The sequence below is a fragment of the Streptomyces sp. MMG1121 genome (genome assembly GCF_001280015.1).
Lineage (GTDB): Bacteria > Actinomycetota > Actinomycetes > Streptomycetales > Streptomycetaceae > Streptomyces.
In genome coordinates this window covers 20,727-45,151 of the sequence record NZ_LGDV01000215.1, presented here as the reverse complement: position 1 = coordinate 45,151, position 24,425 = coordinate 20,727, and the positions used below count along the sequence as shown (strand labels likewise).

The following is a 24,425-nucleotide window of genomic DNA, read 5'->3' as shown; positions in this document are numbered from 1 at the left end:
GCGACGAGCGGGTCGCCCCGGCACCGGCCGCGACGGAGGACCGCACGGTCCGCCGCCTGAACAAGCTGGCGGACCTGCTGGTCGGCCGCACCGCCTGAACCTCCGGCGCCTCGGCGGGAGCACCCGGACCGCCGGACCGCCGGAATGAAGAACACCGGACCGACCGAAGCGGAGTTCCTGTTGATCGAGATCCCGGCACCGGATCCACGGGCCCTCGCACGCTGGTTCCCCACCGGCGCCCCCGGCCCCGCCACGATCGGCGAGCACGCGCTGGCCACCGGTATCGGCCGGTGGTGGGCCGACCGGCCGGTCCAGCCGCGCACGGTCGCCGTCGCCTGCGCCGGCCACGTCGTGCTGCGCGGCAGCCCCGAGGACCTCGCGCCCGGCCTCCTCGCCCCGCTGGCTGGCAACCGGGTCGAGGCCCCGGCCCGGTTCCTGCCCGCGCTCGGCGCCGCCTTCGACCGGCTCACCCCGTGGGAGCGCATGGTCTGGACGCTCCAGGCCCCGCCCCGGCCCGCGCCCGTCCCGCACGCGGTGACCGTACGGCGCCTGGAGCCGTCGGACGCCGACGCCGTGCGCGCCCTCGGCCCGGACGCCTCCTGGCTCTCGGCCAGCTGGGGCGGACCGCGCGGCCTCGCCGGCTGCGGACACGCCTGGGCCGCGGTCACCCGCAGCGGCCGCGTCCTGGCGGTGGCCTGCACCTATTTCCGCGGCACCGAGTACGAGGACGTGGCGGTCTACACCGTCCCCGACCGCCGCCGCCATCACCTCGCCCTGGCCTGCGTCACCGCCCTGTGCCGGGACATCACCGCCCGCGGCCACCGGCCCGGCTGGAACTGCTCCCTGCACAACCGCGCCAGCCGCCTGCTGGCCTGGCACGCGGGCTTCCGGCTGGTCCGCGAGTACGTCCATTACGCCGCGGGGAGCCCGGTACGCCACAGGAGGCTCACCGCGTAGCCGGGGTGCGCGTAAGGATCGCGTCAGGATCGAGCCGGGCCGCGTCAGGGGTGCGTCAGCAGCGGTCGCCGGGTCCCCCGGGGGCGCCTAGCGTCGGCAGTATGCGACGGAGCGGAGCGGCGAGCACCGCCGGTGACCGCCACTGGCATGGCAGCGCCCGGCTCGCGGTGGGCTGCGCCGTCCTCTTCGCCACGCTGGCCTTCCTGGTCGACTGGGACGCCGGCACCCTGACCGCGCCGCGCGCCCTGCTGTGGACCGCCCTGTCGGCCGCCGTGTGCGTCGTGCTGCTGCCGCAGCGGGTGAGCGCGGGCCCCGGCTGGCTCGCGGTGCGCACGCCCTGGCGCCGGCGCGTGGTGCGCACGGACGCGCTGGCCGCCGTACGGCAGTACGACGGCGTCTCCTCGCATCTGGTCCTGCGGGACGTCCACGGCCACATCCTGGAACTCGACCCCCGGATACTCGTCGCCAACCCCCTGCTCTGGCACGAGCTGGACACGGGCGTGCGCCGCTCCCTGGAACGCGGCACGCTGCGCCACGGCGCGGACGTCCTGGACCGGCTCGGGCACCGCATAGACGACGAGGCCGCGCAGGCGGTCCTCCGCGCGTCGGGCCTGTCCTGACCTCCTCGGCACCTTCCCCGCCCCCTCTCCCCGGCCCTCTTCGCGCGACCCCTTTAGGCTTCCCCTTGTAGGAACGTCGTGGAGCCGTGAGTGAGGTCCCGTTGAGCTTCTGGTCGATCTATCAGCACGGCTTCGCACGTGTCGCCGCCTGCACCGGCCACACCGTCATCGCCGACCCGCCCGCCAACGCCGCCTCCGTCCTGCGCCACGCCCGCCGGTGCGCCGAGGAGGGCGTGGCCGTCGCCGTGTTCCCGGAGCTGTGCCTGACCGGGTACGCGATCGAGGACCTGCTGCTCCAGGACGCGCTGCTCGACGACGTCGAGAAGGCGCTCGCCACCGTCGTCGCCGAGTCGGCCGACCTGCTGCCGGTGCTGGTCGTCGGCGCCCCGCTGCGCCACCGCAACCGGATCTACAACTGCGCGGTGCTCGTGCACCGCGGCCGGATCCTGGGCGTCGTGCCGAAGTCGTACCCGCCGAACTACCGCGAGTTCTATGAGCGCCGGCAGCTCGCCGGAGGCGACGACGAGCGCGGCGGAACGATCCGGCTGGGCGGCGCGGACATCCCCTTCGGCGTGGACCTGCTCTTCGCGGCCGACGACGTCCCCGGTCTCGTGCTGCACGCGGAGATCTGCGAGGACATGTGGGTCCCGGTGCCGCCGAGCGCGGAGGCGGCACTGGCCGGCGCGACCGTCCTCGTCAACCTCTCGGGCAGCCCCATCACGGTCGGCCGCGCCGAGGACCGCAAGCTGCTGTGCCGCTCGGCGTCCGAGCGCTGCCACGCCGCCTACGTGTACGCGGCGGCCGGTCTCGGCGAGTCGACCACCGACCTGTCCTGGGACGGCCAGACCCTGATCTACGAGAACGGGGTGCTGCTGGCCGAGACCGAGCGCTTCCCGCTCGGCGAGCAGTACGCGGTGGCCGACGTCGACCTCGACCTGCTGCGCCAGGAACGGCAGCGGATGGGCACCTTCGACGACAACCGCCGCACCCACGCCGCCCGCACCGACGACTTCCGCACGGTGTCCTTCGCGCTCTCCGCGCCGGCCACCACCGACCTGGGCCTGCGCCGCCGCCTCGAGCGCTTCCCGTTCGTGCCCGCCGACGCCGGCCGGCTCGCCCTGGACTGCTACGAGGCGTACAACATCCAGGTCGCCGGCCTCCAGCAGCGCCTCGCCTCGATCGGCGGTCCCAAGGTCGTCATCGGCGTCTCCGGCGGGCTCGACTCCACGCACGCGCTGATCGTCGCCGCCCGCGCGATGGACCGCGCCGGCCGCCCGCGCAGCGACATCCTGGCCTTCACCCTGCCCGGCTTCGCCACCAGCGACCACACCAAGGACAACGCCCACCGCCTGATGCGCGCGCTCGGTGTCACCGCGGCCGAGCTGGACATCACGCCGACCGCACGGCTGATGCTGAAGGAGATGGACCACCCCTTCGCCTCCGGTGAGCCGGTCTACGACGTCACCTTCGAGAACGTCCAGGCGGGCCTGCGCACCGACTACCTGTTCCGGCTGGCCAACCAGCGCGGCGGCATCGTGCTCGGCACCGGCGACCTGTCCGAGCTGGCGCTCGGCTGGTGCACGTACGGCGTCGGCGACCAGATGAGCCACTACAACGTCAACTCGGGCGTGCCGAAGACGCTGATCCAGCATCTGATCCGGTGGGTCATCAGCAGCGGGCAGTTCGACGACGAGACCGGCAAGATCCTCGCCGCGATCCTGGACACCGAGATCAGCCCCGAACTGGTGCCGGGCGAGGAAATGCAGTCCACCGAGTCGAAGATCGGCCCGTACGCGCTGCACGACTTCACCCTCTACCACGTGCTGCGCTACGGCTTCCGGCCCTCGAAGATCGCCTTTCTCGCCTGGCACGCCTGGCACGAGAAGGAGGCCGGCGCCTGGCCGCCCGGCTTCCCCGAGGCCGACCGGGGGGCGTACGACCTGCCGGAGATCCGCCGCTGGCTGGAGGTCTTCATCCGCCGCTTCTTCGGCTTCTCCCAGTTCAAGCGCTCGGCGATGCCGAACGGTCCGAAGGTCTCGGCAGGCGGCTCCCTCTCCCCGCGCGGCGACTGGCGGGCCCCGTCGGACGGCAACGCCCAGGCGTGGCTGCGCGACCTGGAGCGTTTCGACATGACGGAGCCCACCGGGCGCTGACCGGTCCTTTCACCCCCGCACGGGCTGCAACGCGCGCAGGATGAGGGCGAGGTCGTCGGGGTCGGCGGCGAGCCGGACCGGCCGGCCGGCGTCGCCGAGTTCGGCGATGTGCCAGCTGTGCGCAACGAGCTCCCCCTCCTCGCCCCGGGCCCGCCGCACCGTCCGCAGCGTGAGCCGGTCGACGGGTATCGCCTTCGCCGCGAACCGCCCCGGCCCGGGATGCGGCGTCACGGCGGGCCCCTGCGCGCCGAGCACGACATGCGTGCCGAAGCGGTGCGGGTTGTAGTCGGTGTGCTCCAGGAACCGGGCGGGCAGGAACACGTCCTCCCCGTCCGGGAGTTCACGGGCGGCGCGCGCCGGCACGGGGGTCTCCTCGGGCACCCGGATCCGGGTCGCGTGCCAGGCCCAGCCGGTCAGGCCCAGGCTGACCACCCCGCCGACGCCCCACCACAGGAGTGTCCCGGTGGAGCCGAACAGGGACGTCGGGTGCTGACAGCACAGCGGCAGCAGCCACACCGCGGTGCCGAGCAGCGGGGCCAGGAACGGCAGCGGCGAGGGCAGGACCTCCTCGGCCGGCCGGCGGCGCCCGCGCACCAGAAGCAGCAGCCGCGCTCCCGGATACCCGGCGCCCAGCGCGAGCCCGGCGGCGAGGACGGCCATGCTGCCCCCGGTGGTCACGTGCTCGTGCCAGACGTAGTGCTTCCCGGAGACCTTCATCACCTCCCCCCGCCAGTACGTCAACTCGACCCGGTCACCGGCCTCGAAGGACTCGGCGGCCTCGTACGACACCTCCAGCCGGGCCGGCGGACGGTCGCCGGTGAAGTACAGATGGCTGCTCTTCCTGGGCCGGTGCGGGTCGGTGCGCTCGATCACGGCCGGGACGGTGCTCAGACACTCGTGCCCGCGTTCCCCGGCCGCGCAGGGGCCGGCCGCCTGCCACGCCCGCTCGTACGCGGTGGTATCGGCCACTGCCTGGGCGACCCCCCACGCGAGCAGCAGCAACAGCAGACAGGCGGCCAGCGGCTTGGTCCAGCCGCCGGGTGCGGCACCTTCCCGGATGTACATGCCCGGCATTCTCGCGCCACCGGCACCCGCCGTTCATGTGCTGGCTCCGGCAGCCTGAACCGGGCCCTGGCTGCCGGAGCCAGCACATGAACGGCGGGGGGCCGGTTCAGTTGTTCCAGGTCTCGTCGTACGGGTCGTGCGGCACCGGTACCGGCTGTGCCGAAGTGACCGACAGATACGGGATCGGGCCGTTGTTGACCGGGTCGCGGCCCAGCCGGGGGCTGTAGCTGCCGGTCACCTGCAGCCAGGCGTCCGGCCGCAGCACCGGGGGCAGCTGCCCGGTCAGCGCGATCTTGATCGGCTGGGCGTCCGCGGCACAGCAGTTGAGGGCCATGCGCACCAGATACGGCGCCCCCGAACCGTCCAGCGCGAGAAACCCGGTGACCCGGACCGGACGGCCGTCGAGGGAGCGGCCGTGGCCGTAGGCGGCGCGGGAGGCGTAGTCGACCACGGAGAGCGGGACCGGACCGCTGCCGCGGGGCAACGGCCCGAGGTCGTACGGCTTCTGCAGCGCCGTGCCCGAGCGCAGGGCGCTGTAGGAGCCGAGGGCGGGCGGGGCGACGAGGATGAGGGCGAGGAGGGGGAGCAGGAGGAGCCAGGAGACACGGGGTTCGGGGTGGGCGTGGCCGTGGCCGTGGCCGTGGCCGTCGGATTCGGCGGGGGTGTGCCCCTGACGGCGATTGCGCCGGTGCTCGTACCAGACGGTGGCCAGCGCCCCCGCGATCAGCACCGCGCCCGAGGCGAGCAACAGCGGCTGCAGTCCCGCCTTGACGTAGCGCAGGTAGAGGCCGGTGCTGCCCGCGTGCAGCAGGGCGGCGCCGAGCAGGAACATCACCGCCGCCTGGGACGGCCGGTTCACAGCAGCACCGTCCCGGTCACGACCGCGCCCGCCACGGCCATCGCGAAGGTGGCCGGCGCGAAGCGCAGGGCGAAGCCGCGGCCGAAGGTGCCGGCCTGCATCGCGAACAGCTTGAGGTCGATCATCGGGCCCACCACCAGGAACACCAGCTTGGCCGTCAGGGAGAACTGGGTGAGGGAGGCCGCGACGAACGCGTCCGCCTCCGAGCAGATGGACAGCAGCACGGCCAGCACGGCGAGGGCGAGCACGGAGACGAGCGGGTTTCCGGCCGCCGTGCGCAGCCACTCCGCCGGGGTCGCCGCCTTCAGCGTGGCCGCGGCCATCGCGCCGAGCACCAGGAAACCGCCGGCGTGCACGGTGTCGTGCCGTACCGAGTTCCAGAAGGCCTCCCCCTTGGTCGCGCCCTCGTGCGCGGCGTGGGCCGGCGGGCGCAGCCAGTCGGTACGGCCCAGCCGCTGCCACAGCCAGCCCATCACGCAGGCCACCAGCAGGCTCGCGAGGAACCGGCCGAGGACCATCTCCGGGTTCCTGGGGAAGGCGACGGCGGTGGCGGTCAGCACGATCGGGTTGATCGCCGGAGCGGAGAGGAGGAAGGCCAGGGCGGCGGCCGGGGTGACTCCCCTGCGCACCAGGGCGCCTGCCACCGGCACCGACGCGCACTCGCAGCCCGGCAGCACCGCGCCCGCCATCCCGGCCACGGGCACGGCCAGGGCGGGGCGACGCGGCAGGGCGCGCGCGAAGAAGGACGGCGGCACGAACACCGCGATCGCCGCCGAGAGCAGCACGCCGAGCACCAGGAAGGGCAGCGCCTGCATGGTCACCGCGACGAACACCGTCATCCAGCTCTGCATCAGCGGGGTGCCGAGGAGCCCGCGGATCGGGGACTGGGCGAGCACCGCGAGCAGCAGGATCAGCGTCAGCACGAGCGGGGAGCTGAGCCGCCGGCTCTCCTGGCCCGACGGTACGTCGGCAGGGCCGGCCGCCGCACCGGGCGGGGCGTCTTCGGTGATGGCCACGGATGGCTACCTTTCGGCTGGGTGCTCCCTCCCCTTCAGTACGCGGGTCCGGGTGCGCGCGTTCAGTCCGTCGCTGGAACCACCCGCCCTCTTGGGGCACTCTTTTCCCTCGTGGCGAGCGTTCCGTATCAAGGGGGGCCGGGTGCCCCGCCGGCGCACATGGTGGTGTGCGGTGACGACGGGCTCGCGCACCGGCTGACCGCCGAGTTGCGCGGAGTCTACGGCGAGCAGGTCACCCTGGTGGTACCGCCGAACGGGCGCACGGCGCGGCCCCCGGTGGTCGGCCGGGCCCGGGCCGCGTCGGCGGCGCTGTTCGACCGTATGGTCAACGCCGCCGTCGGCCGGACGGGCGCCGCCACCGGGGCCACGGCCTCGCCGCCGAGCACCTCCGGCGGCCCCAACGGGGTCGACGGGCCACGGGTGTTGGAGGCCGCCGAGCTCAGCGAGGCCGTGCTCGCCGAGGCCGGGGTGGAACGGGCCACCGCGCTCGCCCTCGTCTTCGACGACGACGAGACCAACATCCGGGCCGCGCTGACCGCCCGCCGGCTCAACCCCCGGCTCCGGCTCGTCCTCAGGCTCTACAACCGCCGCCTGGGCCAGCACATCGAGGAACTCCTCGACCAGGCGGCCGCGTTGGCGACCGGCAACGGGGAGGGCGGCACGGACGCGTCCACGACCGTGCTGTCCGACGCCGACACCGCCGCCCCCGCGCTCGCCGCCACCGCCGTCGCGGGCACCAGCAAGGTCGTCCAGACCGAGGGGCTGCTGCTGCGGGCCGTCGAACGGCAGCCGAACCCCGACGGGCGGGTGCCCGCCTCGGGGCTGTGCACGCTCGCGCTGCTCTCCCCGGCCGGTGCGGACCCCACCGGCGGGGACGGGCCCGAGGGCGGCGCCGACCAGGAGCCGCGGCTGCTGCCGGACGACGACGAGGTGCGGCAGGCCGTGGGGCGGGCGGCCGTGGTGCTGGAGCAGGCGTCGGCGGCGGTCGGCCCGGAGTCGGCCGCGCCCCGCCGCCGGGTGGGCGGCGTGCCCCCGCTCGCCTCGCTGTTCTCGCGGCGGCTGCGCTGGTCGCTGGCCGGCATCGTGGGCTGTGTGGTCGCGCTCGCCGTCGCACTGTGGCTGGTGACCGGCATCCATCCGCTGGGTGCCTTCTACCTCACGCTGCTCGACCTGTTCGCGATCGACAACCCGGCCATCGGGGAGTCGCTGGGCCGTCAGATCCTCCAACTCCTCTCCGGACTGGTCGGGTTGCTGCTGCTGCCGGTGCTGCTGGCGGCCGTGCTGGAGGGGCTGGGCACCTTCCGCACCGCCTCCGCCCTGCGCAAACCGCCGCGCGGCCTGGGCGGGCACGTGGTGCTGCTCGGGCTCGGGAAGATCGGCACCCGGGTGCTGACCCGGCTGCGCGAGCTGAACGTGCCCGTCGTGTGCGTCGAGTCCGACCCGGAGGCGCGCGGGCTCGCGACCGCGCGCCGCCTGCGGGTGCCGGTGGTGCTCGGTGACGTCACCCAGGAGGGGGTGCTGGAGGCCGCCAAGATCCACCGGGCCTACGCACTGCTCGCGGTGACCAGCGGCGACACCACGAACCTGGAGGCCGTGCTGTACGCGCGCACCGTACGGCCCGATCTGCGGGTGGTGCTGCGGCTGTACGACGACGACTTCGCCACCGCCGTGTACCGCACCCTGCGGGCCGCGTATCCGCAGGCGCTGACCCGGAGCCGGAGCGTGACGCACCTGGCCGCGCCCGCGTTCGCCGGGGCGATGCTCGGCCGGCAGGTGCTCGGGGCGATTCCCGTGGAGCGCCGGGTCCTGCTGTTCGCCGCCGTCGACGTCGCCGGCCATCACCAGCTGGAGGGCCGCACCGTACGCGAGGCCTTCCAGGCCGGTTCCTGGCGCGTCCTGGCCCTGGAGGGCCGCACCGACACGGCCCCCGACCATGTCCTGGAGAAGGGCGACCGGGTGGTGGTGGCCGCGACCCGCCGGGGGCTCGCGGAGCTGCGGTGACCGGCTACGCGCCCGGCAGGTTTCTCTTCGCGAAGTCCATCTCCAGGCGGAGCTGCTTGATGCGCTCGTCCACCACCAGGGAGCCGTGCCCGGCGTCGTAGCGGTAGACCTCGTGGGCGGCGCCGCGGGCCTCCAGGCGCTTGACGTAGTTGTCGATCTGGCGGATCGGGCAGCGCGGGTCGTTGACACCCGCCGAGATGTAGACCGGGGCCTTGACGTCGTCGACGTACGTCAGCGGGGAGGACGCCTCGAAGCGCTCCGGGACCTCCTCCGGGGTGCCGCCCAGCAGGGTGCGGTCCATGGCCTTCAGGGCCTCCATCTCGTCGTGGTACGCCGTGACGTAGTCCGCGACGGGCACGACCGCGATGCCCACCGTCCACGCGTCGGGCTGCGTGCCGATGCCGAGCAGCGTGAGATAGCCGCCCCAGGAGCCGCCGGTGAGGACCAGACGGTCGGGGTCGGCGAGGCCGGTGGAGACCGCCCAGTCGCGCACCGCGGCCACGTCCTCCAGCTCGATCAGGCCGACCCGGTGCTTGAGCGCGTCGGTCCAGGCGCGGCCGTAGCCCGTGGAGCCGCGGTAGTTGACGCGGATCACGGCGTAGCCCTGGTCGACCCAGGCGGCCGGGCCCGCGGCGAAGGAGTCGCTGTCGTGCCAGGTCGGGCCGCCGTGCAGGTCGAAGACGGTGGGCAGGGGGCCGCTCGCGCCCGCCGGCTTCTGGATCAGGGCGTGGATACGGCCGCCGGGGCCCTCCACCCAGGCGTCCTCCACCTCCACCGACGGCGGGCACGTCAGACCGGGCGGGTCCAGGACGACCCCGCCGGACGTGGAGCGCACCGTCGACGGCTGTGCGGCCGACGACCACAGGTACTCCACGCTGCCGTCGGGGCGGGCCGTGGCGCCGGAGACCGTGCCGGGCGGGGTGGGGATGCGGGTCAGCTCGCGGGTCGCCAGGTCGTAGCGGAACAGCTCGCTGCGGGCCTCGAAGCCGTGGGCGACGAGCAGGGCGGAGCCGTCCGGGTACCACTCGGCGCCGACGTCACCCGGCAGGTCCAGGTCGAGGTCCGTCTGCTCGCCCGTCGCCACGTCCCACACCAGCGGCTCCCAGCGGCCCCTGCGCTGGTGGCCGATGAGCAGCCGGGTGTCGCCGTCGACCGGGGCGAAGCCGAGCACCTCCAGGCCCAGTTCCTCGGTGCCGCCCTTGGTGTCGTCCAGCTCGGCGACCGCCCGGCCGTCGGGGCGCAGCACGCGCAGCGCCGCGTGCATGGCGTCGCCGTGCTCGGTGTGCTCGACGGCGATCAGGGAGCCGTCGTGGGAGAGGTCGCCGACGCCCGCCGACTCGCGGTGCCGGTAGATCTCGACCGGTTCCTCGCCCCGGCGGGCGAGGTGGATCGTCGTACCGTCCTCGTCCGTGGAGCGGCCGACGACCGCCGTGCGCCCGTCACGGGCCAGGGCGAGCCCGGCCGGGTAGGAGGCGTCGAGGCCGGGGACGGCCGCTTCCGCCTCGCCGCCCGCGAAGGGCTGGCGGCGCCAGATGCCGAACTCGTCGCCGTCCTTGTCGTCGAACCACCAGATCCAGGTGCCGTCCGGGGAGAGCACGCCGTCCGTCGTGCCGTTCGGCCGGTCCGTCGCCTGCCGCTGCTCGCCCGTCGTACGGTCCCAGGCGTACAGCTCGTACGTCCCCGTCGCGTTCGACACGAACAGGGAGCGGTCCGGCGCGTCCTCCGCCCAGTCGGGCAGCGACACCCGCGGCGCCCGGAAGCGCTTCTCCCAGTCCGGCATGTCCCGCGTATCCGGCGTGCTCGACGCATGCGGCGTGCTCGGCGTGTTGCTCTCACTCATGGCCCCAGTCATGCGCCCATACTGCCTGGCCGCGCCGACAATTGGGTGGCGAGCGCCCCCAGCCTGTGGATAACTTTCCGATCATGAGTGCCGAACCCACCGCGCCGTCCGTCCCCTCCCGCTGGCGCGAGGACAACCGGGCCATGTGGGATGAAAGGGTCCCTGTCCATGTCGCGGGCGAGTTCTACGACCTCGACGGCTTCCGCGCCCGCCGGGACGACGTACGGGACTTCGAGGCAGCGGAGGTCGGCGACGTCACCGGCAGGACCCTGCTTCACCTCCAGTGCCACATCGGCACCGACACCCTCTCCTGGGCCCACCGTGGCGCCGCCCGCGTCGTCGGCCTGGACTTCTCCGCCCCCGCCGTGGAAGCCGCCCGCTCCCTCGCCGCCGACCTCGGCTACGGCCCCGAGCGCGCCGCCTTCGTCACCGGCGACGTCTACGACGCACGACAGACGGTGCCCGAGGAGTCGTACGACATCGTCTACACCGGGCTCGGCGCGCTGTGCTGGCTGCCGGACATCCGGCGCTGGGCGCAGACGGCCGCCTCCCTCGTCTCGCCCGGCGGCTTTCTCTACCTGGCCGAGTTCCACCCGATCACCGACGCCCTCGACGACGCGACCGGCACCCGGTTCGTGCGCGACTACTTCGCCCGCGACGCCCAGGTGTGGGACGAGGCCGGCACCTACGCCGACCTGTCCGCCGCGACGGTCCACAACCGCAGCGTCCAGTGGACGCACACCCTGGGCGACGTCGTCTCCGCACTCGCCGCGACCGGTCTGCGCCTGGAGTTCCTGCACGAGCACGACGTGTCGCTCTTCCCGCGCTTCGAGAACCTCGAGGTCCACGACGGCTACCACCGCTTCCCGCCCGGCCATCCCCGTATCCCCCTCGTCTACTCGCTGAAGGCGAGCAAGGAGAGCTGACGGTGGGCGAGGGCCGACCCGCGGGCGGGCGCCCGGCACCGGCGCCGTACCGTGGAGGGCGTGTACCGGTTTCTGCTGACACCCCGCTGGTGGGGCATCAACGTCTTCGTGCTGCTCGCCATCCCGTTCTGCATCTTCATGGGGTCGTGGCAGCTGAGCCGGTTCGAGGGGCGGGTGCACGACAGTCGCGCCGCGACCGAGCAGGCCGCCTCCGACCATCGCGAGGCGGCACAGCCGCTGGACAAGATGCTGCCCGTCGACAAGGCGACCTCGGGCCGCCGGGTCAGCGTGCACGGCCAGTACGGCAAGCAACTGCTGGTGCCCGGCCGCCAGCTGGACGACAAGAACGGCTTCTACGTCCTCACCCTCCTGCGCACCGACTCCGGCGAGGCACTTCCGGTGGTGCGGGGCTGGCTGCCGGGCCGGGCGGACGCCGCGAAGGCCCCGGCCCCGCCCGCCGGCGAGGTCACCGTGACCGGCGCGCTCCAGGCGTCCGAGACGCCCGGGGACAACGGGGTCAGCGCCCAGGGCGGGCTCCCCGCCGGACAGACGGCGGCGATCAGCTCGGCGTCCCTGGTGAACCTGGTGCCGTACAAGCTGTACGACGCCTGGGTCACCCTCGACAAGGCCGACTCGGGGATGAAGGCCGTCCCGGCGAGCGTCCCGGACGGCAGCGGCCTGGATCTGAAGGCCTTCCAGAACCTCGGCTACACCGGCGAGTGGTTCGTCTTCGCCGGCTTCGTGGTCTTCATGTGGTTCCGGCTGCTGCGGCGCGAGGCGGAGACGGTACGGGACGTCGCGCTGGGCCTGGTGCCGGCGGAGGAAGAGGCTCCGGCACAGGTGAGCGCCGGCTGACCGGCGGGGCTACGAGCCCGCCAGCACCCCGGTGTAGTAGACGGTCCCCGCACACTCCTGCGGCACGGTCGCCGAGGTGGACGGCGATCCGCCCGCTGCCGTGTGCGTGACCACGACACTGCCGTCGGCCGTGCCCTCCTCCGTGACCAGCTGGGTCGTCGTACCCGACGCACTGCCCGTGTCGGAGCCGCCGGCGGCACTCGCGTCCTGCGAGGGCGTCGGGTCCGGCGACGCGCCGCCGGTGTCCGAGCCGCCGGTCGTGGTGGAGCCGCCGGTCGTGGGACAGGCCTGCGAGGGCACGAAGGCGAACTTCTCCTCGTAGGCCGCGCCGGGCTGCAGCACCAGCCCGGAGATCTCCAGGCTGGGATCGGGCAGAGCGGTCGCCGCGTCACCGGCCGCGTGCCGGGCGGTGGTGATCTTGGCAGGGTCGGCCGCGCCCTGTGCGGTGGGGGTGACGGTGCCCGCGCCGCTGACGGTGCAGGCGGCGGTGGAGGTGTTCGTGACCCGGAACGTGCCGTAGACGACGCCCGCGGAGTCCGGGACCTCGGCGCTGCCGGTGGCGGAGCCCAGCTGGGCGGGGCTGCACAGCGGGGCGCTGCCCGAGGCGAGCGTGGCGGTCGGGTTGACGCCGCCGGTCGAACCGGTGACACCGCCGCCGCGCTTGCCCTTCTCGCCGCCCGCGTCGGTCGGCCTGCCGGGCGTGGCGCTCGGACCGCCGGTGTCCTTGCGGCCGCCCGTCCCGTCGCCCTTGTCCTTGCCCTGCCCGCTGCCGCCCTGGGCCTGCGAGGACTGGCCGGCCATGGCGGTGTCGGGGTCGGAGCCGCCGGAGGCCGAGACGTGTACGAGGGCCGGGATCGCGGTGCCGAAGAACAGGGCCGCGGCGGCCATCCCGACGACGGCCTGCCGCTTGCGGGCCCGTCGGGCCGGCACCGCCCGCCGCAGTTGTTCCAGTGTCCCGGCGCGCGGCTCCACGTCGTCGACGGCGGAGTGCAGCATCCGCCGCAGAGCGAGCTCGTCGTCTCCGAGTCCGCCGAGATCCGACCCGAGCCCGCCGAGGTCCGAGCCACCCCCGCCTGCTTCCGGGCCGAGCCCCTCGGGGTGCTTCTCGTCGGGGCCGTGGTTCACAGTTCCGTTCCCAGCGTGCGATTGCGTGTGCTCTTGCTCAGTCCGCTTCGTCGGCCGGCGCCGGGCGAAGGGCTCGTGGCGTTCGGGGGAACGACCCGCATCGGGATCACCCCCTGCCTCTCGCTCGCTCATGTTCCGCCCCGCTCGCTCATGCCGGTGCCTCCATGGCCACCCGCAGTGCGGCGATGCCCCGCGAGCCGTACGCCTTCACCGAGCCCAGGGAGATCCCGAGGGACTCGGCGACCTGCGCCTCGGTCATGTCCGCGAAGTAGCGCAGGACCAGGACCTCGCGCTGACGGCGCTGCAGGCCCTTCATCGCCTTGATGAGATCGCGGCGCTCCAGCTGGTCGTAGGCGCCCTCCTCCGCACTCGCCATGTCCGGCATCGGCTTGGACAGCAGCTTCAGGCCGAGGATGCGCCGGCGCAGCGTGGACCGGGAGAGGTTGACGACCGTCTGGCGGAGGTAGGCGAGGGTCTTCTCGGGGTCGCGGACACGTTTGCGGGCCGAGTGCACGCGGATGAAGGCCTCCTGGACGACGTCCTCGCAGGAGGCGGTGTCGTCGAGGAGCAGCGCGGCCAGGCCCAGCAGCGAGCGGTAGTGCGCGCGGTAGGTCTCGGTGAGGTGGTCGACGGTCGTCCCGGCGACCGCGTCCGCCGCGGCCTCCTCGGATCCGTCACGTTGACCTGGTATGCGGGTGGGCCGCGCGGCGGGCATGGGCGCGATCACCGGCATGCCGCCGGACGTGCGGGGCCGGAGCACCGCACGGGGCGGCCGGAGAGCCGCGGTGCCGCGGGCCGCACTGAGTTCGAGTACCTCTGCCACGCCTGTTGGACACGTCTCCCCCCGCCAGGGTTGTACGTGCCGGGCGTCACATGTGCGACAACCGGCGGCGCCTCAAGTGCCGTCATGCGTCCCGCTCTTCCCTTATGTCCCATGCGCCCTGAGCGTCCCCACGCCCCGGTCGCGACGTCCCCACGTCAGGATCGTTCGCCCTCAGGCCCCGCAAGGGTGACCGCAAAGACGCTCCCCGCCCTGCAGCGGTTGCGCAGGGCGGGGAGGAAAATCCTCTGCTGATCCTCTGTTGCCGTAAGGCCTGGTTCAAGTGGTCCGGACCATGCTCCTGAACACATTTCTTACTCAGACCCTACAAATTCCACACACAAGGAACGACGTCGCGTACGAATACGCGTGGGCGGGGCCCGGCACTCAGCAGAACTCCGCGGCGACCAGCTCCGCGATCTGCGCGGTGTTCAGCGCGGCGCCCTTGCGGAGGTTGTCGCCGCACACGAAGAGTTCGAGCGCGGTCGGGTCGTCCAGGGTCCGCCGGACCCGGCCCACCCAGGTCGGATCGGTGCCCACGACATCGGCCGGGGTGGGGAACTCCCCGGCGGCCGGGTCGTCGTACAGCACCACGCCCGGCGCGGTGGCGAGGATCTCGCGGGCGCCGTCGACGGTGACCTCGCCCTGGAAGCGGGCGTGCACGGTCAGGGAGTGCGTGGTGACGACGGGCACCCGGACACAGGTCACGGCGACGGGCAGCCGGGGCAGTCCGAGGATCTTGCGCGCCTCGTCGCGGACCTTCATCTCCTCCGAGGACCAGCCGTCCTCGCGGAGCGAGCCGGCCCACGGCACGACGTTCAGCGCGACGGGCTCCGGGAACGGCCCCGTGTTCTCGCCGACGGCCCGCCGTACGTCACCGGGGGTGGTCCCCAGTTCCGTACCCGCGACCAGGGACAGCTGGGCCCGCAACGTCTCCACGCCCGCGCGCCCCGCCCCGCTCACCGCCTGGTACGACGACACCACCAGCTCGCGCAGCCCGAACTCGGCGTGCAGCGCGCCCAGGGCGACGATCATCGTCAGGGTCGTGCAGTTGGGGTTGGCGACGATCCCGCGCGGACGCATCCGTACGGCGTGCGGGTTGACCTCGGGCACCACCAGCGGCACCTCGGGGTCCAGCCGGAAGGCGGCCGAGTTGTCGACGACGACCACACCGCGCGCGGCGGCGATCGGCGCCCACTCGGCGGCCACCTCGTCCGGCACGTCGAACAGCGCGATGTCGACCCCGTCGAAGGCGTCCTCCGTCAGGGCCGCCACCTCGACCTCCTCCCCGCGCACGGCCAGCTTGCGGCCGGCCGAGCGGGGGGAGGCGAGCAGCCGGATCTCGCCCCAGATGTCCGCCCGCTGGGACAGGATCCGGAGCATGACCGCGCCGACGGCTCCGGTCGCTCCCACGACCGCGAGCGTCGGCTTGCCGGTCATCGTCGTACGCCTCCGTACCGGGAGAAGGTCATCGGCCGGTGCCGCCGTAGACGACGGCCTCGTCGGTGTCGGAGTCCAGCCCGAAGGCGGTGTGCACGGCACGGACGGCCTCGGGCACGTCGTCCTTGCGCGTGACGACCGAGATGCGGATCTCGGAGGTCGAGATCAGCTCGATGTTCACGCCCGCGTCGGACAGCGCCTCGAAGAACGAGGCGGTCACGCCCGGGTTGGTCTTCATACCGGCGCCGACCAGCGAGATCTTCCCGATCTGGTCGTCGTAGCGCAGCGAGTCGAAGCCGATCCCCGGCCGGTTTCGCTCCAGCGCGTCGATGGCCCTGCGACCCTCGGTCTTCGGCAGCGTGAACGAGATGTCCGTCAGCCCGGTGGACGCGGCGGACACGTTCTGCACGACCATGTCGATGTTGATCTCGGCATCGGCGATGGTCCGGAAGATCGCGGCGGCCTCACCCGGCTTGTCCGGCACGCCGACGACCGTGATCTTGGCCTCGGAGGTGTCGTGCGCGACACCGGAGATGATGGCCTGCTCCACCTTCTGGTCCCCAATCGGCTCACTGCTGACCCACGTGCCCTGAAGTCCGCTGAAGCTGGACCGCACGTGGATCGGGATGTTGTAGCGGCGGGCGTACTCGACACAGCGGTGCAGCAGCACCTTGGAACCGGAGGCCGCCAGCTCCAGCATGTCCTCGAAGGAGATCCAGTCGATCTTCTTCGCCTTCTTCACGACGCGCGGGTCGGCGGTGAACACGCCGTCGACGTCGGTGTAGATCTCGCAGACCTCGGCGTCGAGCGCGGCGGCGAGCGCCACGGCCGTCGTGTCGGAACCGCCACGACCGAGCGTGGTGATGTCCTTCTTGTCCTGGCTGACGCCCTGGAAACCGGCGACGATCGCGATGTTGCCCCGGTCCAGGGACTCACGGATCCGGCCGGGCGTGACGTCGATGATCCGGGCTTTGTTGTGGACCGAGTCGGTGATGACGCCTGCCTGGCTGCCCGTGAACGACTGGGCCTCGTGGCCCAGGTTTTTGATCGCCATCGCCAGCAGGGCCATGGAGATCCGCTCTCCGGCGGTCAGCAGCATGTCGAATTCGCGCCCGGCAGGCATCGGAGACACCTGCTCGGCGAGATCGATCAGCTCGTCCGTCGTGTCGCCCATCGCGGAAACGACGACGACAACCTGGTTGCCGTTCTTCTTCGCTTCCACGATCCGCTTGGCGACGCGCTTGATGCCTTCGGCATCGGCTACGGAGGAACCTCCGTACTTCTGCACGACAAGGCCCACGTGCGCTCCTCGCTCGGTTCGTTTGTGTCGGCTCAGTCTAACGAGCGTCCGAATTCCACCACCCTGCTCCCGCATGGTGAGACATCGGAATGGTGAGGCACCGGACGTCCGCATCCGGCATCTGCCCAGCGTTCGGCCTGCCACGCGGAAAAGTGCCCTGGGTCACAGCACCACCGCCGGTGGTGTATGCAGATGTTCATGACAATGGAGGTGTCGCTCGCGGCGATCGTCCTGCTCGGCGGATGCGTCCAGTGGCTGACCGGCATGGGCTTCGCCCTGGTCGCCGCACCGGCCCTGGTCCTGCTGCTCGGCCCGGCCCAGGGCGTGATCCTCGCGAACTGCGCCGCCGGAGCGATCAGCGTCGTGGGCCTGGCGGGCGGCTGGCGCCGCGTCCGTCCGGCGGCGATGGTGCCGCTCTGCCTGGCGGCGGCCTGCACGGTCCCGGCGGGCGCCTGGATGACCCGCCAACTCCCGCGCCCGGTCCTGCTGTCGGTGACGGGCGCGCTGGTGACGGCGGCCGTCCTCCTCGTCCTGCACGGCGCCCGCGTCCCGGCCCTGCGGGGCGGCAAGGGAGCGGTGACGGCGGGAGCGGTGGGCGGCTTCATGAACGCGGCGGCAGGAGTGGGCGGCCCCCCGATCTCCCTCTACGCCCTCAACGCGGGCTGGACGGTACGGGAGTTCGTCCCCAACGCCCAGTTCTACGGCGTAGCCGTCAACACCCTCTCCCTCGCCGCGAACGGCGCCCCCCACCTGACCGCCCCCCAGTGGGCCGTCACCGCCACGGCCCTGACGGCAGGCGCCCTGACAGGCAGCAGGATCGCCCCCCGCATCCCCGAACACCGGGCCCGCCACCTGGTCCTGCTCCTGGCGGGCGGCGCCACGACGATGACGAAGGGCCTGTGGGGAGTGTGGGCCGGACATTAGACCCGGACATGAGACACGGAGCCGGCCCGTCGCATCGGTTTCCGGCCGCCGGTCGCTCCTGCTACTTCCCCCGCCGCATCCCCAACGGCTCGCCGATCTCCTCCTCCATGACCCGGCCCGCCTCGAACTCCAGCGTCTCGTCACCCATCGTCGCCTGGTCGGTGTCGAGGCCGTCCAGCTCCTCCAGGGGCTGGTTGAGGCGGACGTGGATGAGGACCGACTGCAGGGCGCGCAGGACGGCGGAGGCGGTGGGGCCCCAGTTGGAGAAGTAGGAGAACTGCCACCACCACAGGGCCTCCGTCGTACGGCCCGAGCGGTAGTGGGCCATGCCGTGGCGGAGGTCGGTGATGGTGTCGGCCAGGTCGTCCGAGATACGGGCCGGGACGGGGGCCCTGCGGGGCTCGTAGGGGTCGAAGACCTCCGAGTAGACGTCGACCGGCTCCAGCAACCGCGCCAGGTTCTCGCGGAGTTCGTCCACGTCCGGTTCCGGGCCCAGGTCGGGCTCGTAGCGCTCGTCGGGGACGATGTCCTCGTGCGCGCCCAGACGGCCGCCGGCCAGCAGGAGCTGGGAGACCTCCAGCAGGAGGAAGGGCACGGTCGAGCCGGGCTCGTCGCCCCTCGCCACCTCCGTGACGGCCACCAGGAAGCTCTCGATCTGGTCCGCGATCTGGACCGCGAAGTCGTCCGGGTCCTGCATCGTGGCGTGCAGCGTGGCGTCAGACATCTAGGAGTCGTCTCCCCTCGAAGGCGCGGCCGAGGGTCACCTCGTCCGCGTATTCCAGGTCGCCGCCCACCGGGAGGCCGCTGGCCAGGCGGGTGACCTTCAGGCCCATGGGTTTGATCATCCGGGCGAGATACGTCGCCGTCGCCTCGCCCTCCAGATTCGGGTCCGTCGCCAGGATCAGTTCCGTGACCGTCCCGTCGGCCAACCGCGCGAGAAGTTCCCGTATACGGAGATCGTCGGGACCCACACCCTCGATGGGGCTGATCGCGCCGCCCAGGACGTGGTAGCGGCCCCGGAACTCACGGGTGCGCTCGATCGCCACCACGTCCTTCGGCTCCTCCACCACGCAGATGACCGAGGGGTCGCGGCGCGGGTCACGGCAGATGTTGCACAGCTCCTCCTGTGCCACGTTGCCGCAGGTCGCGCAGAAGCGGACCTTCGCCTTCACCTCGAGCAGGGCCTGGGCGAGGCGCCGTACGTCCGTCGGCTCCGCCTGCAGGATGTGGAAGGCGATCCGCTGCGCGCTCTTGGGACCGACGCCGGGCAGCCGCCCCAGCTCGTCGATGAGGTCCTGGACCACGCCTTCGTACACCGGACTGCCCTTCCTGGAGACCTTTCGGTACGTACGGTAGTTGGCCGGGACTCAGAACGGCAGACCGGGGATGCCCGTGCCGCCGCCGAGTCCCTGGGCCAGCGGGCCGAGCTTCTGCTGCTGGAGGGTCTGCGCGTTCTCGTTGGCCGCGTGCACGGCCGCCACGATCAGGTCGGCGAGGGTCTCGGTGTCCTCCGGGTCCACGGCCTTCGGGTCGATCTTCAGCGCACGCAGCTCGCCGGCGCCGGTCACGGTGGCCTGCACCAGACCGCCGCCCGCCTGCCCGTCGACCTCCGTGTTCGCCAGTTCCTCCTGCGCCCGCTGGAGGTCCTGCTGCATCTTCTGGGCCTGCTGGAGCAACTGCTGCATGTTGGGCTGGCCACCACCGGGGATCACGATCAGCTCCTCTACGTTCTTCTCCTTGAGCATGAGCCTACGTGGTCCACGGCCCCGTCGCCCCGCCACTCTTTCGAGTGAGAAGTCCAGCAGTCCTATACCTGATCAAGACCCTCTTCCGGGCGGAAAAGCCGGGAAAGCTCCCTCTCCGCCACCCATTGGGCGGTAGGAAGGATCCCGCGCGTCGTCAGGCGATGTCACGCTACGTGACCGGTCGGGATCATCGGGATCAGTCGGGATTCAGTCAGGATCAGTTGGGAGTGCCGGGTGGGTCAGCCGGAGATGCAGCCCGAGGGACCGCCTCAGGACGGGCGGGGCGAGGGTTGGGCCGGGCTGCGGCCGGGCGAGCTGACCGGGCGGGCCTTTCCGCTCGGGGACTGGGGGGAGCCCGCCGAACGGCTGGACGAGCTGTACCAGTGGGTGGAGCGCGGAGCGCTGCAGACGGCGTCCTGGTATCTGCGCGACCGGGTCTGGAAGCGGCGCGGGGCCCAGGGGCTGCGGGCCGGTGCGGCGGCGGGCGCGGCGGCCGGTGCGGCGCTGCCGCTGCTGGATCTGACCGGGGTGGCCCGCGGGGTGGCGCCCTGGGGCTGTCTGGCGCTGCTCCTCGCGGTGGCCTGCGTCGGCATCGACCGGTTCTTCGGCGTGACCTCCGGCTGGATAAGGGACGTGGCCACCGCGCAGGCCGTGCAGCGGCGGCTCCAGGCGTTGCAGTTCGACTGGGCCTCCGAGAGCATCCGGGAGGTGCTGGGCCCGGCGGAGGGCACGGCGAGCGAGGCGGCCGAGCGGTGCCTGGGCGTGCTGCGGCGCTTCTCGGAGGACATCACGGAGCTGGTGCGCACGGAGACGACCGACTGGATGGTCGAGTTCCGTACGGGGTCGGCGCCGCTGGGCATCCAGACGGCGGTCGCCTCCGTACCGAGGCAGGAGGGCGCGGGGCCCGGGGGCCGTTTCCCGCTGCCGCCCGCCAACGGGACCCGGCCGAACATGCCGAGGCAGCGACCGCCGGAGCCCCGGTAGACAGCCGCTCACGCGGCTACGCGCACAGCTTCATCCCCTCCGGGGTCCAGCACGGCACATGCCCGTGCGTCCGGATGACGTCCTGCCCGGTCCCCCGGATCAGATAGGTCAGGAAACTGGACACCAGGGAGTCGGCGGGCGGCTGGCCGTAGGTGTAGGCGTACTCGATCTCGCGGTAGGGATAGGCGCTGTCGCCGTGCTCGATGGCGTCCACCGAGGGCGCGTCGCCGTCCAGGTCGAGCACGCGCAGCCCCTTCGCGTCGGTGGCGAGGTTCAGCTCGCTGTAGCCGATCGCGCCGGGCAGCTGGGCGACCTCGTTCAGCACCTGCTCGGTGGAGTCGAGTTCGCAGCGGGTCACCGGGGCCGTCGGGTCGTCCTTGTGGACGCAGTCGACGGAGGAGTTCGCCATCTCGCCCCGGCCCAGGACGCGCCGCTGGAAGACCTGCCGGGTACCGGAGTTGGCGTCCCGGCTGACGAGACGCACGGGCAGTGAACGGCCGCCCAGCTGACTCCAGTTGGCGACCTTCCCCTGGTACAGACGTCGTACGTCCGCCGTCGACAGGTTCCGCACCCCCACGTCGTCGTTCACGACGAGTGCGAAGACCGACAACGCGACGCGGTTCTCCCGCAGTTCGGGCATGTCGTCCGGCTTGGGCCCGTCGGAGAGGGCCACGAGGGCGGGCGACCCCTTCGCCTTCGCCTGCTCCCCCGCCGCCGCCAGCTCCCGTACGCCCGCCGTGGATCCATGCGCGTCCACCGTGACGCTCGACCCCGTGCAGTCGTGCTCGTACTTCTTCGCCACCTCCTGCATCACCGGCGCGAACGCGGTCGACCCGGTGACGGTCAGCTCGCCCTTCGCGCAGCCGATCGGCGGCGGGGCGCCGTCGCGGGCCACGACGATCGCGGCCAGGGTGACCACGGACACCGTCAGCATGACGGTGATGAGCCGGGAGGCGCGGCTGAACAGCGGCGGCTTGTCGTCGAGGGTGGCGCTGCGGTTGGGATGGACCTCGCCCTCCCGGATCCCGCCGACGATCCGGATGTCCCGGCCGACGTCCCCGCCGGTCAGCAGCACGAGCAGCTTGAAATGGTCGCCCTTGTTCAGCGGGACGCGCGGGATGCGCAGGGTGTTGCCGTCGTAGCCGAAGCCGCGCTCGGTGGTGAAGTGGTCCATCAGGTGGTCGGTGTCGGTCGGCTGGGTCACCGAGACACCGCGGACGGTACGGTCCGTGAACACCGCGGTCAGACCGTGCCGCTCGGGGCTGGTGTAGTCGTCACGGTCGATGCCCATCGAGCCGTCGTTCTCGATGCGGAGCAGGACGAGCGTCGCGTCGCTCATGTCCGGCGCCCCGTCGAAGTCGAAGAGCAGCAGACCGAGCCGGCGGTCGGCGCGGCCCGAACGGACGTCGTCCCCTATGGGGTTGTCCATCTGCACGCGGTAGCCGACGCGCTTGCGGCGCGGCACCCGGCGCTCGTAGCCGACCATGCCGGCGGACGCGGCGATGCCGAGCAGCGCCGTGCCGACCGCGACGATGTTCTCCGTGCTCAACCACGACATGTGGTGCCCCCGCCACTCCCCGGAGCCGGATCGTGGGGGTCACGGTACGCGCGCGGAAGGGGACGAACCGGACGCGTTCGCCGAAGTTCGCCGAACGTTCAACCACCCCATCGGAAGCGGGAGTTCAACGTCACCGTCTGCTGTACGTCAGGCTCTCCCCGCCACCCTTCTGCACCCGCTTCAGCGTGCCGCCCGGCTGCAGCGTGATCTCGGTGGCGTCGCCCGGGGTGCAGGAGGAGGCGGGCTCGCCGGAGCTGACGGTGGACGGCCCGATCTCCAGCGGACCGTCCGCGCCGGGCTGTTGGGTCAGCCTGGCCTCGAAGACGCAGTGGTACGACCCACCGCCGTCGGCCGGCCCCTCCGCGACCAGGCTCAGTACGGCGTCGCCCACCGCGCCCTGCCGGATGGTCAGCTGACGGAAGCCGGTCCCGGTGGTGCTGTCGATCGTCGCCCCCCAGGTGCCCAGATAGGCCGCCGGTATCGCCCCGCCCGGGGCGGCGGAGGAGGACGGCGCGGAGGTGGTCGGGCCGGAGGAGGCCACGGCGGGCGCGGAGCCCCCCTTCCCGCCGTCTCTGGTGTGCCCACCGCCGCCGTTCATCAGGGCGTACACCGAGCCACCGGCTCCCAGGGCCACGACCAGCGCGACCGCGACGAGCAGCGCGGTCGACCGCCCGCTGCGCCGCTCCGGCTCCTCCTCGCCCGGGCGGGGGAACGCCGGAGTCGAGTAGCCCGGCCGGGCGTACGGCGGGGCGGTCGGGGGGGACGACGTGGCCGTCTCGGCATACGGCGGGTACTGCGGATGCTGCTGCGCGTGCCCCTGCGCCCCCGGCACGTCCCCGGGCCCGGGAGTCACGGGGGGCACCCCGGGCGCCGGAAGCCGGCCCGACACGACAGTCGTCTGCCGATCGATCCCGCCCCCGCCCGAAGTGGCCCCCTCATCAGAGACAGCGGCATGCTCGGGGGACCCACCAGCGCCGTCGGCACCACCCGCGTCGGCTTCCGTCGGCCGACCGCCCGCGGCGCCCGTGCCGCCAGGCCCACCGGAATCATCAGGCCCACTCGCCCCGCCGGTGTCCCCCGCACCCGCCGACGACGAGACCGTCGCGGGTGGTGCGGGCGGGAGCGGAGGGGCGGCGTCGTTTGCCTCCGGCTCCTCCACTTCCAGCAACCGCACGGCGTGTCGGCCCAGTTGAGCGACGAGCACCCCCGGCAGCCAGGGATCACGAGAGCGCCCGCCGGACACGGTGTCCTCCGCCCCGGTCCGCTCGAGGATCGCCTCCAGCGAAGGCCGCTCCCCCGGTTCCTTGCGCAGGCACCCCCGCACCAGGTCGGCGATCCCCTCCGGCACCCCCGTCAGATCCGGCTCCTCCTGGGCGATCCGGAACATCAGCGCGTGCACACCGCTGGTGGCCGTGCCGAACGGCTGTGTCCCCGACGCGGCGTAGGCGAGCACGGACCCCAGGCAGAAGACGTCGCACGCCTGCGTGATCCGGTCCCCCCGCACCTGCTCCGGCGCCATGAACCCGGGCGACCCGACCAGCGACCCGGTCTGGGTGAGCCCCTCCCCGCCCAGCGAGGCCGTCTCCAGCGCCCGGGCGATGCCGAAGTCGATGACGCGCGGCCCGTCGATGGTCACGAGCACGTTCGACGGCTTCAGGTCCCGGTGCACGATCCCCGCCGCGTGGATGTCCTTCAGCGCGTGCGCGAGCCCCGCCGCCAGGATCCGTACCGACCGCTCGGGCAGCGCCCCGTGATCGCGGCCGACGACCTGCTGCAGGCTGGGCCCGGCCACGTACCCGGTCGCCACCCACGGCACGGCCGCCTCGGTGTCCGCGTCGAGCACGGGCGCGGTCCAGTACCCGCCGACCCGCCGCGCGGCCTGCACCTCCTGCCGGAAGCGGGCCCGGAACTCCTCCCGCTCGGCGAGTTCCCCGCGGACGAGTTTCACGGCGGCCGTACGGCCCCGGTCCGACCGGGCCAGGTACACGTGCCCCATCCCGCCGGCCCCCAGCCGCGCCAGCAGCCGGTAGCCCCCTATCCGCTTCGGATCCCCCGCCCCCAGTTTCTCCATGCCCGTCCGCCTTCCCCACCCCAGACATACAACGCACGCATACGTGTACGACGGACCGAGAATAATGCGGCCCTACGGGGAGTCGCCCGACCCGGGGGGCGCGGTTCCGCCACCCGCTTTCGACAATCTGTCGCGGAAACCGCCCGTCCACAGAACAAGACGCCGA

Annotated in this window: 21 protein-coding genes; 8 read left to right on the top strand and 13 right to left on the bottom strand. The window is 72.8% G+C overall.

Annotated features, from left to right (window positions below):
* Window positions 1-144 precede the first annotated feature (144 nt).
* The 3 genes from ADK64_RS31465 (at window position 145) to ADK64_RS31455 (ending at window position 3,730) form a co-directional block, all read left to right on the top strand.
* Window positions 145-957 (top strand): GNAT family N-acetyltransferase, encoded by an 813-nt coding sequence (locus ADK64_RS31465; RefSeq protein ID WP_107093141.1) that lies wholly within the window; start codon window positions 145-147, stop codon window positions 955-957.
* 101 nt (window positions 958-1,058) lie between these two features.
* Window positions 1,059-1,577, top strand: coding sequence for a hypothetical protein (locus tag ADK64_RS31460; protein WP_053664592.1), 519 nt, complete (start codon window positions 1,059-1,061; stop codon window positions 1,575-1,577).
* Between the two features lie 101 nt (window positions 1,578-1,678).
* Complete coding sequence (locus ADK64_RS31455) at window positions 1,679-3,730, top strand: NAD(+) synthase (protein ID WP_053664590.1); 2,052 nt, start codon at window positions 1,679-1,681, stop codon at window positions 3,728-3,730.
* Between the two features lie 9 nt (window positions 3,731-3,739).
* Here the strand turns inward: ADK64_RS31455 and ADK64_RS31450 are convergent, their stop codons facing one another.
* The 3 genes from ADK64_RS31450 to ADK64_RS31440 form a co-directional block, all read right to left on the bottom strand.
* Entirely contained in the window at window positions 3,740-4,795 is a 1,056-nt protein-coding gene (locus ADK64_RS31450) for a hypothetical protein (protein ID WP_053664587.1), read from the bottom strand.
* Window positions 4,796-4,901: 106 nt separating this feature from the next.
* Entirely contained in the window at window positions 4,902-5,654 is a 753-nt protein-coding gene (locus ADK64_RS31445; RefSeq protein ID WP_053664585.1) for a TIGR03943 family putative permease subunit, read from the bottom strand.
* Window positions 5,651-6,670 (bottom strand): permease, encoded by a 1,020-nt coding sequence (locus ADK64_RS31440; protein ID WP_053664583.1) that lies wholly within the window; start codon window positions 6,668-6,670, stop codon window positions 5,651-5,653. Before ADK64_RS31440 ends, ADK64_RS31445 begins: the two co-directional genes overlap by 4 nt.
* A gap of 159 nt (window positions 6,671-6,829) precedes the next feature.
* Between ADK64_RS31440 and ADK64_RS31435 the strand changes: the two genes are divergently transcribed.
* Window positions 6,830-8,671: an NAD-binding protein gene (locus ADK64_RS31435; RefSeq protein WP_053664581.1), complete on the top strand. Its 1,842-nt coding sequence runs from the start codon at window positions 6,830-6,832 to the stop codon at window positions 8,669-8,671.
* A 4-nt stretch (window positions 8,672-8,675) separates the two neighbouring features.
* Here ADK64_RS31435 and ADK64_RS31430 read toward each other — a convergent pair whose 3' ends face one another.
* Window positions 8,676-10,511 carry a prolyl oligopeptidase family serine peptidase gene (locus tag ADK64_RS31430; RefSeq protein WP_053664579.1) on the bottom strand — a complete coding sequence of 612 codons (1,836 nt, stop codon included), beginning with the start codon at window positions 10,509-10,511 and terminating at the stop codon, window positions 8,676-8,678.
* An 83-nt stretch (window positions 10,512-10,594) separates the two neighbouring features.
* Between ADK64_RS31430 and ADK64_RS31425 the strand changes: the two genes are divergently transcribed.
* A complete protein-coding gene (locus tag ADK64_RS31425) occupies window positions 10,595-11,437 on the top strand; it encodes a class I SAM-dependent methyltransferase (protein WP_234384768.1) in 843 nt (280 codons plus the stop codon).
* A 60-nt stretch (window positions 11,438-11,497) separates the two neighbouring features.
* Window positions 11,498-12,292 (top strand): SURF1 family protein, encoded by a 795-nt coding sequence (locus ADK64_RS31420; protein ID WP_199829756.1) that lies wholly within the window; start codon window positions 11,498-11,500, stop codon window positions 12,290-12,292.
* A 9-nt stretch (window positions 12,293-12,301) separates the two neighbouring features.
* Here the strand turns inward: ADK64_RS31420 and ADK64_RS31415 are convergent, their stop codons facing one another.
* The 4 genes from ADK64_RS31415 to ADK64_RS31400 all read right to left on the bottom strand — a co-directional run bounded on the left by ADK64_RS31415 (window position 12,302) and on the right by ADK64_RS31400 (window position 16,977).
* Window positions 12,302-13,417 carry a hypothetical protein gene (locus ADK64_RS31415; protein WP_324614460.1) on the bottom strand — a complete coding sequence of 372 codons (1,116 nt, stop codon included), beginning with the start codon at window positions 13,415-13,417 and terminating at the stop codon, window positions 12,302-12,304.
* 148 nt (window positions 13,418-13,565) lie between these two features.
* Window positions 13,566-14,240 (bottom strand): SigE family RNA polymerase sigma factor, encoded by a 675-nt coding sequence (locus ADK64_RS31410; RefSeq protein WP_078992948.1) that lies wholly within the window; start codon window positions 14,238-14,240, stop codon window positions 13,566-13,568.
* Window positions 14,241-14,624: 384 nt separating this feature from the next.
* A complete protein-coding gene (locus ADK64_RS31405) occupies window positions 14,625-15,677 on the bottom strand; it encodes an aspartate-semialdehyde dehydrogenase (protein ID WP_053664575.1) in 1,053 nt (350 codons plus the stop codon).
* 28 nt (window positions 15,678-15,705) lie between these two features.
* Window positions 15,706-16,977: an aspartate kinase gene (locus ADK64_RS31400; RefSeq protein WP_053664573.1), complete on the bottom strand. Its 1,272-nt coding sequence runs from the start codon at window positions 16,975-16,977 to the stop codon at window positions 15,706-15,708.
* 198 nt (window positions 16,978-17,175) lie between these two features.
* Between ADK64_RS31400 and ADK64_RS31395 the strand changes: the two genes are divergently transcribed.
* On the top strand, window positions 17,176-17,901 hold the full coding sequence (locus tag ADK64_RS31395; RefSeq protein ID WP_053664596.1) for a sulfite exporter TauE/SafE family protein: 726 nt from the start codon (window positions 17,176-17,178) through the stop codon (window positions 17,899-17,901).
* Window positions 17,902-17,962: 61 nt separating this feature from the next.
* Here the strand turns inward: ADK64_RS31395 and ADK64_RS31390 are convergent, their stop codons facing one another.
* Genes ADK64_RS31390 through ADK64_RS31380 form a run of 3 tightly spaced genes read right to left on the bottom strand, consistent with a single transcriptional unit; the run spans window position 17,963 to window position 19,613 of the window.
* On the bottom strand, window positions 17,963-18,625 hold the full coding sequence (locus ADK64_RS31390) for a DUF5063 domain-containing protein (protein WP_053664571.1): 663 nt from the start codon (window positions 18,623-18,625) through the stop codon (window positions 17,963-17,965).
* Complete coding sequence (gene recR, locus ADK64_RS31385; protein ID WP_053664569.1) at window positions 18,618-19,217, bottom strand: recombination mediator RecR; 600 nt, start codon at window positions 19,215-19,217, stop codon at window positions 18,618-18,620. The genes ADK64_RS31390 and recR overlap by 8 nt, the downstream gene beginning before the upstream one ends.
* Window positions 19,218-19,268: 51 nt before the next feature.
* On the bottom strand, window positions 19,269-19,613 hold the full coding sequence (locus tag ADK64_RS31380; protein WP_053664594.1) for a YbaB/EbfC family nucleoid-associated protein: 345 nt from the start codon (window positions 19,611-19,613) through the stop codon (window positions 19,269-19,271).
* 267 nt (window positions 19,614-19,880) lie between these two features.
* Between ADK64_RS31380 and ADK64_RS31375 the strand changes: the two genes are divergently transcribed.
* Window positions 19,881-20,630: an SLATT domain-containing protein gene (locus tag ADK64_RS31375; RefSeq protein WP_053664567.1), complete on the top strand. Its 750-nt coding sequence runs from the start codon at window positions 19,881-19,883 to the stop codon at window positions 20,628-20,630.
* A gap of 16 nt (window positions 20,631-20,646) precedes the next feature.
* Here ADK64_RS31375 and ADK64_RS31370 read toward each other — a convergent pair whose 3' ends face one another.
* Together ADK64_RS31370 and ADK64_RS31365 are read right to left on the bottom strand one after the other, a co-directional pair.
* Window positions 20,647-22,188 (bottom strand): substrate-binding domain-containing protein, encoded by a 1,542-nt coding sequence (locus ADK64_RS31370; protein ID WP_053664564.1) that lies wholly within the window; start codon window positions 22,186-22,188, stop codon window positions 20,647-20,649.
* Window positions 22,189-22,318: 130 nt separating this feature from the next.
* Window positions 22,319-24,259: a serine/threonine-protein kinase gene (locus tag ADK64_RS31365; RefSeq protein ID WP_053664562.1), complete on the bottom strand. Its 1,941-nt coding sequence runs from the start codon at window positions 24,257-24,259 to the stop codon at window positions 22,319-22,321.
* Between the last annotated feature and the right edge of the window lie 166 nt (window positions 24,260-24,425).